The organism is Amycolatopsis japonica, from assembly GCF_000732925.1.
Classification (GTDB): Bacteria; Actinomycetota; Actinomycetes; order Mycobacteriales; family Pseudonocardiaceae; genus Amycolatopsis; species Amycolatopsis japonica.
The window spans coordinates 5241571-5256620 of record NZ_CP008953.1 but is presented as its reverse complement, the minus strand read 5'-3'; the positions used below and the strand labels follow the sequence as shown (position 1 = coordinate 5256620).

The window sequence follows — 15050 nt, the reverse complement described above, 5'->3', positions numbered from 1 at the left end:
GATCGGGTTCCCTCGATGCCCGACCGGCCTCGGAACGGTCGCCGGCCTGGTCCCCGCCGTCCGTGAAGGCCTCCTTGAGAGACCCAGAGTCCCTCAAGGAGGCCTTCACGGAACGTCGTCCGAGGAAAACAATCAGGCGCGCTTGATTTTTCCGCCACCGAGTGTCAGCCTGGGGGAGACGCGAGGAGGCGGGCATGGCTGACCTGGGCGTGATCCTTGGGGATCTCGCGGCGGAATCGCAGGCCATCGACGACGTGGTGGCGGATCTGCCCGCGTCGGACTGGGCGCGGCAGACCCCGGCCGAAGGCTGGACGATCGCCCATCAGATAGCCCATCTGGCCTGGACGGACAAGAAGGCGCTGATCGCGGCGCGCGGGTCCGAGGCCGAGTGGCAGGCCGAGATCGAAGGGCTGCTCGCGACGGGCGAGTCCTACGTCGACGACGGTGCCGCCGAGGGCGCGAAGACGCCGCCCCGCGAACTGCTGGAGGAGTGGCGCGCCGGTCGCGCGGAGCTCGCCGAAGCGCTCGCCGCGGTGCCCGACGGACAGAAGATTCCCTGGTACGGCCCGCCGATGAGTGCCGCCTCCATGGTGACCGCGCGCCTCATGGAGACCTGGGCGCACGGTCAGGACATCTTCGACGCGCTCGGCGTCGCGCGCGAGAACACCGCCCGGATCTGGCACATCGCCCGGTTCGGCACCCGCACGCGCGACTTCGCCTACAAGCTCAACGCGCTCGCCCCGCCCCACGAGGAATTCCGCGTCGAGCTGACCGCGCCCGACGGCACCACCTGGGCTTTCGGTCCCGAGGACGCCGGGCAGCGGCTCACCGGGAGCGCGGTCGACTTCTGCCTCGTGATCACCCAGCGCCGTCACCCCGCCGACACCGACCTGGTCGCCACCGGCAAGAACGTCGAGGAATGGCTCGGGATCGCACAGGCCTTCGCCGGGCCTCCCGGAGCCGGACGGAAGCCGGGGCAGTTCGCGTGACCCCGGCCCCGATCCGCATCGGCAACGCGTCCGGGTTCTACGGCGACCGGTTCTCCGCGGTCCACGAGATGCTCACCGGCGGCCCGCTCGACGTGCTGACCGGCGACTACCTGGCCGAGCTGACCATGCTCATCCTCGGCCGCGACCGGATGAAAGACCCGAACCGCGGTTACGCCAAGACGTTCCTGCGCCAGATGGAGCAGAATCTCGCTCTGGCCAAGGAAAAAGGCGTCAAGATCGTCGCGAACGCCGGCGGGCTCAACCCCGCCGGGCTGGCGGACGCGCTCCGCGAACTGGCCGCGAAGCTCGGCGTCGACGTCGCGATCGCGCACGTCGAGGGCGACGACCTCATCCAGCGCGCGGAGGAGCTCGGCTTCGGCAAGACCTTGACCGCCAACGCCTATCTCGGCGCGTGGGGGATCGCGGAATGCCTGAACGCGGGCGCCGACATCGTGGTGACCGGCCGCGTCACCGACGCTTCGGTGATCGTCGGCCCCGCCGCCGCGCACTTCGGCTGGGCGCGCGACGACTACGACGCCCTGGCGGGCGCGGTCGCGGCCGGACACGTGATCGAATGCGGGACGCAGGCTACCGGTGGCAACTACGCCTTCTTCACCGAGCACGAGATCGGCGTCCCGGGGTTCCCGATCGCCGAGATCTCCGCCGACGGCTCCAGCGTGATCACCAAACACCCCGGTACGGGCGGTGTCGTGAACGCCGGAACCGTTACGGCGCAACTGCTCTACGAGATCACCGGCGCCCGTTACGCCGGGCCGGACGTCACGACGCGGTTCGACACGCTGACCCTCACCGAGGACGGCCAGGACCGGGTCCGGATCAGCGGCGTCACGGGCGAGCCGCCGCCTCCGACACTCAAGGTCTGTCTGAACGGGCTCGGCGGTTTCCGCAACGAGACGACGTTCGTCCTCACCGGACTCGACATCGAGGCGAAAGCCGCTCTGGTCAAGGAACAACTCGAAGGCGCGCTCAAGGCGCGGCCGCCCGCCGACGTCCGGTGGACCCTGGCCCGCACCGACCGGCCCGACGCCGAAACCGAGCAGCAGGCGAGCGCGTTGCTGCACGTCGCGGTGAAGGACGCCGATCCGGAGGTCGCGGGGCGCGCGTTCAGCGGCGCGGCGATCGAGCTCGCGCTGGCGAGCTATCCCGGGTTCCACGTCACCGCGCCGCCCGCGGCCGCCTCGCCCTACGGCGTCTATCGTGCTGCTTTCGTCGACGCGAAAGAGGTGCCGCACGTCGCCGTCCTGCCGGACGGAACGCGCCGCGACATCGCGCCCGCCGCCGAGACCTTGCCTCTGTCCGAAGTGGACGAATCCGCTCTGCCCGCACCGTTCACGCAGGCCGAAGTCCGCAGGGTGCCGCTCGGCAAGGTGGTCGGCGCGCGCAGCGGCGACAAGGGCGGCAACGCGAACGTCGGCGTCTGGGCGCGTTCCGACGAGGCGTGGCGCTGGCTCGCGCACCGGCTGACCGTCACCGAGTTCAAACTGCTGCTCCCGGAGACCGCGGACCTCGAGGTCCGGCGGCATCTGCTGCCGAACCTGCGGGCGGTCAACTTCGTCGTCGAAGGCATCCTCGGCGAGGGCGTCGCGTCGCAGGCGCGGTTCGACCCGCAGGCGAAGGCGCTCGGGGAATGGCTGCGCTCCCGCGAGATCGACATCCCGGAGGCCCTCCTGTGACCGATCCCTTCGCCACGCCGGAACGCGCCGAACTGCGCAAGACCGTCCGGCGGTTCGCCGAAACCGAGATCCTGCCGTACCTCGACGAGTGGGAGCGCGAGGGCGAACTGCCCCGCGATCTGCACCGCAAGGCCGGGGAACTCGGCTTGCTCGGCGTCGGCTTCCCCGAGGAGGTCGGCGGTGGGGGCGGCGACTACCTCGATGCCGTCGTCATCGCCGAGGAACTGCACTACGCGGGCGGATCCGGTGGCCTCTTCGCCTCGCTGTTCACCTGCGGCATCGCCGTCCCGCATATCGCGGCGGCCGGGGATCCGGTGCAGATCGAGCGCTGGGTCCGGCCGACACTGGAAGGCGCCAAGATCGGCTCGCTCGCGGTCACCGAACCCGACGGCGGTTCCGACGTCGCCGGGATCCGCACGACGGCGGTACGCGAGGGCGACGAGTACGTCATCAACGGCGCCAAGACCTTCATCACCTCGGGCTGCCGCGCCGATTTCGTGACCACCGTGGTCCGCACCGGGGAAGCCGGCGCCCACGGGATCTCGCTCATCGTGGTCGAACGCGGCACGCCGGGTTTCACCGTCTCCCGCAAGCTGGAGAAGATGGGCTGGCTCTGCTCGGACACCGCCGAGCTGTCCTATGTGGACGTCCGCGTGCCGGCGGAGAACCTGATCGGCGCCGAGAACAGCGGCTTCGCGCAGGTCGCCACGCAGTTCGTCACCGAACGGGTCTCGCTGGCCGTGCAGGGCTACGCGCACGCGCAGCGGGCACTCGACCTGACCTTGGACTGGTGCCGCCTGCGCGAGACCTTCGGCCGTCCGCTGATCTCCCGTCAGCTGGTGCAGCACAAGCTCACCGAGATGGCCCGCAAGATCGACGTCGCCCGCACCTATACCCGCCAGGTCGCGCAGCGGCACGTCGCGGGCGAAGAGGTCATCGCCGAAGCCTGTTTCGCGAAGAACACCGCCGTCGAGACCGCCGAATGGGTGGTCAACGAGGCCGTGCAGCTGCACGGCGGACTCGGCTACATGCGGGAGTCCGAAGTGGAGCGTCACTACCGTGACGTGCGCATCCTCGGCATCGGCGGCGGGACCAACGAGATCCTCACCGGCTTGGCCGCGAAGCGATTGGGATACACCGCATGAGCACGATACGGTCCACTGTGGACACGCGGAGCGAGGAGTTCGCGGAGAATCGCGAATCCATGCTCGGCAAACTCGCCGAGATCGACGGCGAGCACGCCAAGGCGATCGCGGGTGGCGGTGAGAAGTACGTCTCCCGGCATCGCAAACGCGGCAAGCTGCTGGCCCGCGAGCGGATCGAGCTCCTCCTCGACGAGGACTCGCCGTTCCTGGAGCTTTCGCCGCTGGCGGCCTGGGGTTCGGACTACCAGGTCGGCGCCAGCGTGATCACCGGCATCGGCGTCGTCGAAGGCGTCGAGTGCATGATCTCCGCCAGCGACCCGACGGTCAAAGGCGGGGCGAGCAACCCGTGGACGGCCAAGAAGAGCTACCGCGCCGCGGACATCGCCGCACAGAACCGGCTGCCGGTGATCAACCTCGTCGAGTCCGGCGGGGCGGATCTGCCGACGCAGAAGGAGATCTTCATCCCCGGCGGCCGGATCTTCCGTGACCTCACGCGGTCCTCGGCGGCGAAGGTGCCCACGATCGCGCTGGTGTTCGGAAACTCGACCGCGGGTGGCGCGTACCTGCCCGGCATGTCGGACTACGTCGTGATGGTCAAGGAACGCGCGAAGGTGTTCCTCGGCGGCCCGCCGCTGGTCAAGATGGCGACCGGCGAGGAATCCGACGACGAATCGCTCGGCGGCGCCGAAATGCACGCCCGCACCTCGGGCCTCGCCGACTACCTCGCGGCGGACGAAGAGGACGCGATCCGGCTCGGGCGCAGTATCGTCAAACGGCTCAACTGGACCAAACAGGGCCCGACGCCGAAGCCGGACTACGCCGAGCCGCTGTACTCCGCCGAAGACCTGCTCGGCATCGTGCCCACCGATCTCAAGGTGCCGTTCGATCCGCGCGAGGTGATCGCCAGGGTCGCCGACGGTTCGGACTTCGACGAGTTCAAACCCCTGTACGGCAGCAGTCTCGCCACCGGCTGGGCGAGTATCCACGGTTACCCGGTCGGCATCCTCGCCAACGCCCAAGGTGTGCTGTTCGGCGAGGAGTCGCAGAAGGCCGCGCAGTTCATCCAGCTGGCCAACCAGATCGACACACCGCTGGTCTTCCTGCACAACACCACCGGCTACATGGTCGGCAAGGAGTACGAGCAGAGCGGCATCATCAAACACGGCGCGATGATGATCAACGCCGTGTCGAACTCGAAGGTGCCGCATCTTTCGGTGCTCATGGGCGCCTCGTACGGCGCCGGGCACTACGGGATGTGCGGCCGCGCCTACGATCCCCGGTTCCTATTCGCTTGGCCCAGTGCGAAATCCGCGGTCATGGGCCCGCAGCAGCTCGCGGGTGTGCTGTCCATCGTGGCCAGGGCCGCGGCCGCGTCGCGCGGGCAGGAGTACAACGAGGAGCACGACGCCGCCATGCGCGCCATGGTGGAAGGGCAGATCGAGGCCGAGTCGATGCCGATGTTCCTCTCCGGGATGCTTTACGACGACGGGATCATCGATCCCCGCGACACCCGCACGGTGCTCGGGCTCAGCCTGTCCGTGATCCACAATGGACCAGTGAAGGGCGCCGAAGGCTTCGGCGTCTTCCGTATGTGACGGGAGGCGGAGCAGACTGATGTCGCGGCAACCAAATTCACGTAAAGGCGCGCGCTCTGCCGAAGGCCCCGCTATCGGGGTGGCAGGGCGCTTGTCGACGAACCGCGCGGATTCTACGCGAAGTCGCGCCCTGGCGACCCGATCGCGGACGCGCGCAATCTCGCGTAAAGGACAGTGAGCGGCATGATCGAGAAACTTCTGGTCGCCAACCGCGGGGAGATCGCCCGCCGCGTGTTCCGCACCTGCCGCGACGCCGGGATCGGCACGGTCGCGGTGTTCTCCGACGCGGACGCCGACGCGCCGCACACCGCCGAGGCGGACGTCGCCGTCCGCCTGCCGGGCAACGCGCCCGCCGACACATACTTGCGGGCCGAGCTACTGATCAAGGCGGCCGTGGAGACCGGCGCCGACGCGATCCACCCCGGCTACGGGTTCCTGTCCGAGAACGCCGGGTTCGCGCGCGCCGTGCTCGACGCGGGACTCACCTGGGTCGGCCCGCCGCCGGAAGCCATCGAGAGCATGGGATCCAAGGTCGAGTCCAAGCGGATGATGGCCGAGGCCGGTGTCCCGATCCTGTCCGAATTGGACCCGGCCGAGGTCACCGAAGCCGACCTTCCGTTGCTGGTCAAGGCCTCCGCCGGAGGTGGTGGGCGCGGTATGCGTGTCGTGCGCACGCTCGGCGAACTCGCCGAGGCCGTCGAAGGCGCGAGCGCGGAGGCCGCGTCGGCGTTCGGCGACCCGACCGTGTTCTGCGAGCGGTACCTGGAGACAGGCAGGCATATCGAGGTGCAGGTGCTCGCCGACACCCACGGCACGGTGTGGGCGGTGGGGGAGCGCGAGTGCTCGATCCAACGCCGTCACCAGAAGGTCGTCGAAGAGGCGCCGTCGCCGTTCGTCGACGAGGCCATGCGGGAGGCGCTGTTCGACGCCGCCCGCAAGGCCGCGCAGGCGATCGACTACGTCGGCGCCGGGACGGTCGAGTTCCTCGCCGGACCGGACGGGCGCTTCTACTTCCTGGAGATGAACACTCGGCTCCAGGTCGAGCATCCGGTCACCGAGGCCACGACGGGGCTCGACCTCGTCTCGTTGCAGCTGCGGATCGCGGAGGGCGAGCACCTCCCGATCGACGAGCCCGAAACGCGGGGTCACGCCATCGAGGTCCGGCTCTACGCCGAAGACCCCGCCGCGGGCTGGCAGCCGCAGAGCGGCACCTTGCACCGTTTCGAGCTTCCCGCGGCACAGCGGGAATTCGAGGTCGGCCCGGGTGTCCGGCTCGACTCGGGTTTCGTCAGCGGCCAGACCGTGGGTGTGCACTACGACCCGATGCTCGCCAAGGTCATCGCGTACGCCCCGGATCGCCGGAGCGCGGCGCGGGCGCTGGCCGGAGCCTTGGCGGGCGCGGAGATCCACGGCGTGGTGACCAACCGCGACCTGCTGGTGAACGTGTTGCGCCACGAGGCTTTCCTCGCCGGAGAGACCGACACGGCGTTCTTCGACCGGCACGGTCTCGAAACCCTGGCGGCCCCACTGGCCACTGTGGACACCGTACGGATTTCCGCGCTGGCCGCGGCTTTGGCCGGTGCGGCCACGAATCGTTCGGAGGCCCGGGTTCAGCGCCGGCTGCCGAGCGGCTGGCGCAACGTCCGGTCCCAAGGGCAGCGCAAACGTTTTCGTCACGGCGACGACGAGATCGAGGTCGGCTACGGCCTCGGCCGGGACGGTCTGCGTGCCGACGGATTCGAAGGCGTCGAACTGGTTTCCGCCGAGCGCGGCGACGTGGTCCTGGAGATTTCCGGGGTACGGCGGAAGTTCGCCGTCGCCCGGTACGGCGACACGGTGTACGTCGATTCGCCGGACGGCTCCGTCGAACTGGGCGTGGTGCCGAGGTACACCGATCCCGACGCGGCGCTCGCCGCCGGTTCGCTCGTGGCGCCGATGCCGGGCACGGTCGTCCGGCTCGCGGTCGAGGCGGGCGACACCGTGAAGACCGGCGATCCGTTGCTGTGGCTCGAAGCGATGAAGATGGAACACCGGATCGCGGCGCCCGCCGACGGCGTCGTGACCGAACTCCCGGTGGTGGTCGGACAACAGGTCGAAGTGGGCACGATCCTCGCGGTGGTAGGAGACGACGAATGAACGCGATGAACTTCACCGAGCCCGAGGAGCGCGTCGCGCTGCGGGCCGCGGTCGCCGAACTCGGCAAGAAGTACGGGTACGAGTACTACGCCAAGCAGGCGCGTGCCGGGCTCAAGACCGAGGAACTGTGGGCCGAAGCCGGACGGCTGGGCTACCTCGGCGTGAACCTGCCCGAGGAGTACGGCGGCGGGGGAGCGGGGATCGCGGATCTCGCCGCGGTGCTCGAAGAACTCGCCGCGGCAGGCTCCCCGCTGCTGCTCATGGTCGTCTCGCCGGCGATCTGCGGCACGGTCATCTCGCGTTTCGGCACCGACGAGCAGAAGAAGCGCTGGCTTCCGGGCATCGCCGACGGCAGCAGGCGGATGGTCTTCGCGATCACCGAACCGGACGCCGGGTCGAACTCGCACAAGATCACCACCACCGCGAAGCGGGACGCCGACGGTTGGGTCCTCAGTGGACGGAAGGTCTACATCTCCGGCGTCGACGAGGCGGACGCCGTCCTGGTCGTCGGCCGCACCGAGGACGCGAAGACCGGCAAGCTCAAGCCCGCGCTGTTCACCGTCCCGACCGACACGCCCGGCTTCGAGTACAAGCAGATCGACATGGACATCGTCTCGCCGGAGAAACAGTTCGGCCTGTTCCTCGACGACGTCCACCTGCCGGCCGACGCGCTGGTCGGCGAGGAGGACGCGGCGATCGCGCAGCTGTTCGCCGGGCTCAACCCCGAACGCATCATGGGCGCGTCGTTCTCGCTCGGCATCGCGCGCTACGCGCTGGGGAAGGCCGTCGGCTACGCCAACGAGCGCAAGGTGTGGGGCGCGCCGATCGGCACCCACCAGGGGCTCGCGCATCCGCTGGCCGAGATCAAGATCGAGCTGGAACTGGCCAAGCTCATGACGCAGAAGGCGGCGTCGCTCTACGACTCCGGCGACGACTTCGGCGCGGGCGAGTCGGCGAACATGGCGAAGTACGCGGCCGCCGAGGTCGCCATCCGCGCGGTCGACCAGGCCGTGCAGACCCACGGCGGCAACGGGCTGGCCAGCGAATACGGGCTGGGCACGCTGGTCACGGCCGTCCGCCTCGGCCGGATCGCGCCGGTGAGCCGCGAGATGGTGCTCAACTTCGTCGGCCAGCACAGCCTCGGCCTGCCCCGCTCCTACTGAGAGGTGGACGTATGAGCACGCTCCACGGCAAGACGATCATCATCTCCGGCGGCAGCCGCGGTATCGGCGAGGCCATCGCGGTCCGCGCCGCCCGCGACGGGGCGAACATCGCCCTGCTGGCCAAGACCGCCGAGCCGCATCCGAAGCTGCCGGGCACGCTCTACACCGCGGCCAAGGCGATCGAGGACGCCGGCGGGCAGGCGCTGCCGATCGTCGGCGACGTCCGCGACGACACGTCGGTCGAGGCCGCGATCGCGCGGACCGCGGAGCAGTTCGGCGGCATCGACATCGTGCTCAACAACGCGAGCGCGATCGACCTGACGCCGACCGAATCCGTCAGCATGAAACGCTACGACCTGATGCAGGACATCAACGCGCGCGGGTCGTTCCTGCTGTCGAAGCTCGCCATCCCGTATCTGAAGCTCGCGGAGAACGCGCACATCCTGACGCTGTCGCCGCCGATCAGCCTCGACGAGAAGTGGTTCCAGGCCGGGCATCTCGCGTACAGCATCGCGAAGTACTCGATGAGCCTGGTGACCGTCGGGCTCGCCGCGGAACTGCGGCCGTACGGCATCGCGGCGAACTCGCTGTGGCCGCGCACGACGATCGACACCGCGGCGATCCGCAACGTCGTCGGCGCGGAGCTGGCGGCCAAATCGCGGACGCCGGAGATCATGGCCGACGCCGCGCACGCGATCCTCACCAAACCGAGCACCGAGGCGACGGGGAATTTCTACCTCGACGACGAGGTGCTGGCCGCCGAGGGCGTCACCGACTTCGCGAAGTACCGCGTCGGCGGGCGGGAGGAAGACCTGCAGCTCGACTTCTGGGTCGAAAGCCGCACCCCGTGATCCGCGAACCACAGCAGGAGCGCAGCCGCACGACCCGGCGGCGGCTGGTCGAGGCCGCCGTCGAGACGATCGGGGAGCTGGGCTGGCACGGGACCACCGTCGCGGTCATCGCCGAACGCGCCGGGGTCTCGCGCGGCGCCGCCCAGCACCACTTCCCGACCAGGGAGGACCTGGTCGCCGCCGCGGTCGAGCACGTCGGCGAGATCCAGATCGTGGAACTGCGGGCCCGCGCGGCGGAACTGCCGTCGGGCCGGTCGCGGATCGAGCGGGCCGTCGACATGGTGCTCAACCTCTACAGCGGGCCGCTGTTCCGTGCCGCGCTCCACCTGTGGGTCGCGGCATCGACCGACGACTCGCTCCGGGCGACGCTGGTGCCGCTGGAGGCCAGGGTCGGCCGGGAAGCACACCGGGTGACCGTCGAGCTGCTCGGCGTCGACGAGTCCCACCAGGGCGTTCGCGAGCTGGTCCAGGCCACTCTCGATCTTGCCCGCGGCCTGGGCCTGGCGAACCTGCTGACCGACGACACGAAGCGGCGCAAGCAGATCGTCGCGCAGTGGGCGCGGGTCCTGGAACCGACCTTGGCGTCGGCGAAGATCTGACGGAACCGAAAAGTCACCACCGACGTCTGAGATCTTGTTAACACTGATGGAGCAGCGGCCGATAACACGGTGTAAGTGCTGCTGATTCAGGTGGCTGATCGAGAGAGGTCCAGTCCGGTGTCCGGTTCAGAGGTCGAACTGTCCCATCGCGCGATGGCGATGCTGCGAGCGGTCGCGGCGCGCCGTGCCCAGATGTCGTGCAGCTGCGAGCCGGATCTCTTCATCGACGGGTTCGCCTGCTGCGATCAGATGACCGCGCACGCGCTGGCCCACGGCGGGTACATCCGCCCCGCCGAGTCCTCCGGACCCTCCGCCGTCACCGGCCGGGTGCCCGCCGAGCTGACCGAGGCGGGCGAAGCCGCGATCGCGGTCACCGCCGCCGCCTGACCTTTCACCGCATCGTCTGTCCGCAGTGGACGACGACCGTTTACAAGCACCTCCCGCGTTCCTAGGATCCACCCCGGGATGAGGCCGTCGCCGGGCGACGGACCGGGTTGGGAGGTGCCGATGGCACGCACGGCTCGCCGCGATACCGGTGAGGACGCTCTGAACCCGCTGTGTCGAACTCGCCAGCGGGTTCATCAACGGACACTGAGCGAGTTGATGCGGGAAGCCGGCGCGGCACCCCGTCGCCGGGGACCGCGCGGGCCGAAGCACCGGGCTCCGGAAGCCGCTCCGGGCACCGGCAGGATCCGGTGGATCTCGGCGCTTTCGGCGGGCGGCGTGCTCGTCGGCGGGCTGCTGGCCGTCGTGCTCATTCCTTCCGACCCGGGCGGCGTCGTCCCCGGTACTCCGCTCCTGCCGCCGTCGCTGACCATCGCGCCGCAGGCGATCGACGTCCCGGCCTCCTCGCCCGTCCCGTCTGGACCCTCGGGCGGCAGCGTCGCACCCCCGCCGCCGATGACCGCGTCGATGCACGGCTCGGAGACGCCGTCCCCGACCCCCACGCCGGAACCCGAAGCGCGGCCGGATCCGCGCGCCGGTCACCACGACTTCGACCAGTACTACGACTGGTATTACGGCGGCGGTCATCAAGGCGGCCGCTGGCCGCAATGGGGCCGGTAGCGCCGATCGGGTGACCGGCGTCGTCGCTCACCGTCGACCGAGAATCACGATTCATCCCCGATTTCGTCCATTCGTGTCTGGTGTCATTTTTCCTGTGCCCCGTCTTCGGCCGGATACCTACGATGGTTCGCACTCTCCATTCCTCCCGGAGCACGGCTAGGGGCTGAACAGGAAAATGAGTGTGGACCGACATTCTCCCGCGGTGCAGTTCGCCCGGAGAATGCTGATCAACCGCGAGACGGGGAATCCGTCGCGCCCGCAGCCGGTGACGCTGCTGCTCGGACCGGTCGGTTCGGGGAAGACCACGGCACTGGAGGCGATCCGCCGCGACCTGGGCTGGGGTGTCGTCCACGCCGGATTCGATTTCGGTCAAGGCGGCAGGGCGGGCACGATCGACGTGCTCACGAAACTGGCCTATTCGTTTTCGAGGAAATGGCGAAATCGACCGAAACCGCAGTTCATTCGTTTCACGATTGCGCTGATCGCAGTCCAGGCGGAGCTTTCCGGTCGAAATCGCGACGACGACCTGGCGCAACTGAAGTCGCTGCTCGGCAGTCTCGACCGGATCATCTGGACACCGGCGATGGACAGCACGCTCGACACGCTGACCGAGACGGCGAAGGCGACCGGTCTCGTCGAGCCCCCGTACGCGGATCTGTTCCGCCAGACGTTCCCGCATCTGGTCCGGAACATCCGGCCCCGGCTCGGGAAGGCGCTGCGGTCGCTGGCGGACTTCCCCCACGCCGAGGGGAGATCCCCGTTCGACGCGCTGCTCGAACTCAACCGGCTCGCGCACGGCAGCGCCCGTGACGCCAAGGCGGTCACCGAGTGGCTGATGGCGGCGTTCCTCGGCGACGTCCGGGAGAACCATCCCCGGATGGCCAAGCCGGAGGAGAAGAGCCCCTGTACCTGCGACATCTCGCTGCAGCGCAGACACTGGCACAACTGGGTGGTGGTGCTCGACGACGTCGACCATCCCGGCGGGACCGAGTTCCTCGCCGATCTGATCGCGGCCAGGGAACGGCATGCCGTCCAGCATCCGAACGACCGCGAGGCACACGACGCGCTGCTGGTGATCGCCACCAGCGGGCGGTGGCACGACGACTGGGGCACCGCCTGGCTGGCGCCGTGGAAACCCGCGTCCGGCGCCCCGCCCGCCGTCCGGCCGATGGTGGACTGCGAGGAGGCTTCCTACGACGACTGGGCGAACCCGGCCAACGGCGCGCTCGACTCGGCCTATTACCCGGTCCGGATCTCGCCGCAGTCGATCGGGCGGATCGCGCGGATCCTCGATTCCGGCGCGCGGACACCGAAGGTCACGCTCGCGCACCGGGCGACCGGCGGGCTGCCGTCGGCGGTCGAGCAGCTCACCGGGCGGTTGCGGGGGAGCGACGCGCGCGAGGGCGATCGAGACCTGCTCACCACCGACCCGCGTGGCGAGCAGGATCCCTGCTACCGCAGGCTGACCGAGCTCGCCTTGACCGAACACCTCGACGACGTCCACGTCGACGACTTCGTGACCGCGGCCCCGTTCGCGACCGCGCCCTGGCTGATCCCGGACGCCGCGCAGAGCCGGATCGACCAGCCGCACGTCGGCCGGATCCTGACCGAACTGCGCACCTCGTTGTGGGTCAGGGCCAGGAACTCACCCGGTTCGACCGACGACCAGGCCGCCCTGCATCCGTGGATCGCGGCGAACCTGGTGTCCGCGCTGGCCCGGCGCGGTGACGGGGACGGGCCGACCTACACCGACCAGTTCAAGGCGCTGCGCGACGATCCGGACACCGCGCAGGATCCGGTGCGCCTGGCCTACTGCAATCTCGCGCTGGGCGACATCGGCGAAGTGGTCACGTTCTTCGAGCGCGAGTTCAACCGGATCCCGCACGCGGAGTGGATCGCGAAGCTCGAACTCGTGCTGAACGCGCCGGACGATCTGCCGCCCGAGCGGGATCACGCGGAACTGTACGAAGAACTCGTCAACCTCGACAACGCGCAATGCCCGGCCGGCCGGTCCGAGATCCGGAACAACGTCGCCCGGCTCATCGCGGCGGGCTGGCTGACCGCCAACCCCTTCGCGGTCCGCGGGCAGGCTCAGCACCAGGTGATCGCGAACGCCTTCGCCGCGCTGGCCACCACTTCGCACCAGCCCGACGTCGGCGCGCTCGTGTCGGCCAAGGAAGCCGCCCGTCGCGGCGAATTCCCCTGACCCGGAACGGAACTCCGTCATGTCCTGGCTCGATTCGTTGAGAACACGTATGTCCGCGGCCCGTGAACGCGCGGCGACGGGACCACCGGTGCGGCCGCGCGGCTGGGCGCACCGCCATCGGGTGCTGCTGATCGCGATCGTCGTCGTGCTGCTGGGTGCCGCGCTGGTGTCGATCAGCCCGTGGGAGTCCTGCGGTCCCGGCCTGCGCGCGGTGGACGCGGACGAGGAGTCGATCGGCACGTCGTACGTCTGTGTCGGGCTGAACCTCGACTCGGGCCCGATGCGGGAGGACGATCCGCTCGACCCGTTGGAGAAACTCATCAAGGGCCGCAACGAGATGGCGGGCGAGAACTTCAAGACCATCGTGGTGCTGGAGAACCTCGCGCCCGATCCGAAGGTCGACAGCCAGCCGTTCCCGTTCGTCCGGCGGGAGATCCAGGGCGCGATCACCGCCGCGTGGCCGAAGAACGGGCCGCCGGGGATCAAGCTCCTGCTGGCCAACTACGGGAGCAACGCCGAGCACTGGCAGGTCGTCGCCGACGAGATCGTCGCCGCGGCCGCCGCCCAGCGCATCGTGGCGGTCACCGACATCGGCATCAGCACGGAGAGCAGCCGGGCGCTGGTGGCCGAACTGTCCCGGCACGGGATCGCCACGATCGGCGCGACCGTCACCGCGGACAACATGAACACCGACCCGAAGGGCGTACGGATCGACAACTTCTTCCGCGTCGGCCCGACCAACACCGACGAGGCCCGCGCCGCGGCCGGATACATCGCCGCGCACGGTTTCAAGCGCGTGATGATGATCCAGGGCGTCAGCAAGGAGGACACCTACGCGACCACGCTCGCCGAAGCCTTCCAGAGCTCCTCGAAGGTCCCGGTGATCTTCACGAAGACTTATGACGTCAAACCGCTCACCGACACTTCGCGCGAGGCGTATCTGCGAGGGCTGTTCAGCAGGTGGCACAACGACATCTGCGGTGCGAGACCCGACCTGATCTACTTCGCCGGCCGTGGACTGGACCTCGGTGCCCTCGTGGCGTCGCTGGCGGGTGACGGCGCCTGTGAAGGACTCGACACGGTGACCGTGATGACCGGCGACGACGCGAGCACGCTCGCCGGGAAACCCTTGCAGCTGAACAAGGACATCAGCGTCCGGCTCCGCTACACGGCGCTCGCGTATCCCGACCAGTGGGATATGTTCACCGCCGATCCGGCGCATCCGACGTACAAGAAGAATTACGACAACTTCGTCGCCGAATTCACCGGTACCCACGGTTTTCCCCAGGCGGAACTGTGGGACGGTGCCGCGATGATCGAGCACGACGCGGTCGCGGCGGCCGTCGAAGCCGCGGTACAGAACGTGTCGTCGGATCCCGTTTCGGTGCCGAACGTGTTGCGCAGTATCGACTGCAACTCCCCGGTGCCCGGCGCGACCGGGTTCGTCGCGTTCGATCAGGCTACGGGGAACCAGCTCGACAAGGCGCTGCCGATCCTGTCGATCGATCCGGACGGTTCGGTGCATCCGGTCGATCTGGTGTGGTCACGGGGACGGCCGCTGAACACGAACGCGGACTGCGGTCGCTGAGGTTCTCGGCCTGAAAGCG

General features: G+C 69.1%; 12 protein-coding genes. All 12 read left to right on the top strand.

The features are described from left to right. Positions 1-194: 194 nt before the first annotated feature. The 12 genes from AJAP_RS24170 to AJAP_RS24115 all read left to right on the top strand — a co-directional run bounded on the left by AJAP_RS24170 (position 195) and on the right by AJAP_RS24115 (position 15031). Positions 195-989, top strand: coding sequence for a TIGR03084 family metal-binding protein (locus tag AJAP_RS24170; RefSeq protein ID WP_038515433.1), 795 nt, complete (start codon positions 195-197; stop codon positions 987-989). After that, positions 986-2683, top strand: coding sequence for an acyclic terpene utilization AtuA family protein (locus AJAP_RS24165; protein ID WP_174492041.1), 1698 nt, complete (start codon positions 986-988; stop codon positions 2681-2683). The genes AJAP_RS24170 and AJAP_RS24165 overlap by 4 nt, the downstream gene beginning before the upstream one ends. Continuing rightward, positions 2680-3828 (top strand): acyl-CoA dehydrogenase family protein, encoded by a 1149-nt coding sequence (locus AJAP_RS24160; protein ID WP_038515431.1) that lies wholly within the window; start codon positions 2680-2682, stop codon positions 3826-3828. The genes AJAP_RS24165 and AJAP_RS24160 overlap by 4 nt, the downstream gene beginning before the upstream one ends. Then, complete coding sequence (locus tag AJAP_RS24155) at positions 3825-5423, top strand: acyl-CoA carboxylase subunit beta (RefSeq protein WP_051972583.1); 1599 nt, start codon at positions 3825-3827, stop codon at positions 5421-5423. The genes AJAP_RS24160 and AJAP_RS24155 overlap by 4 nt, the downstream gene beginning before the upstream one ends. 183 nt (positions 5424-5606) lie before the next feature. Beyond that, complete coding sequence (locus AJAP_RS24150) at positions 5607-7559, top strand: acetyl/propionyl/methylcrotonyl-CoA carboxylase subunit alpha (protein WP_038515426.1); 1953 nt, start codon at positions 5607-5609, stop codon at positions 7557-7559. Further along, positions 7556-8722: an acyl-CoA dehydrogenase family protein gene (locus AJAP_RS24145; RefSeq protein WP_016333218.1), complete on the top strand. Its 1167-nt coding sequence runs from the start codon at positions 7556-7558 to the stop codon at positions 8720-8722. Before AJAP_RS24150 ends, AJAP_RS24145 begins: the two co-directional genes overlap by 4 nt. An 11-nt stretch (positions 8723-8733) precedes the next feature. Then, complete coding sequence (locus tag AJAP_RS24140; protein WP_038515423.1) at positions 8734-9573, top strand: SDR family oxidoreductase; 840 nt, start codon at positions 8734-8736, stop codon at positions 9571-9573. Next, a complete protein-coding gene (locus AJAP_RS24135) occupies positions 9570-10172 on the top strand; it encodes a TetR/AcrR family transcriptional regulator (RefSeq protein ID WP_037344111.1) in 603 nt (200 codons plus the stop codon). The genes AJAP_RS24140 and AJAP_RS24135 overlap by 4 nt, the downstream gene beginning before the upstream one ends. 117 nt (positions 10173-10289) lie before the next feature. Beyond that, the gene (locus AJAP_RS24130; RefSeq protein WP_038515421.1) at positions 10290-10559 is read left to right on the top strand and encodes a hypothetical protein; all 270 of its coding nucleotides are present in this window, start codon (positions 10290-10292) and stop codon (positions 10557-10559) included. 216 nt (positions 10560-10775) lie between these two features. Then, entirely contained in the window at positions 10776-11237 is a 462-nt protein-coding gene (locus AJAP_RS24125) for a hypothetical protein (RefSeq protein WP_038515419.1), read from the top strand. Between the two features lie 181 nt (positions 11238-11418). Beyond that, positions 11419-13443: a hypothetical protein gene (locus AJAP_RS24120; RefSeq protein WP_038515416.1), complete on the top strand. Its 2025-nt coding sequence runs from the start codon at positions 11419-11421 to the stop codon at positions 13441-13443. A 19-nt stretch (positions 13444-13462) separates the two neighbouring features. Further along, entirely contained in the window at positions 13463-15031 is a 1569-nt protein-coding gene (locus AJAP_RS24115) for an ABC transporter substrate-binding protein (RefSeq protein ID WP_228694575.1), read from the top strand. Positions 15032-15050: the final 19 nt, after the last annotated feature.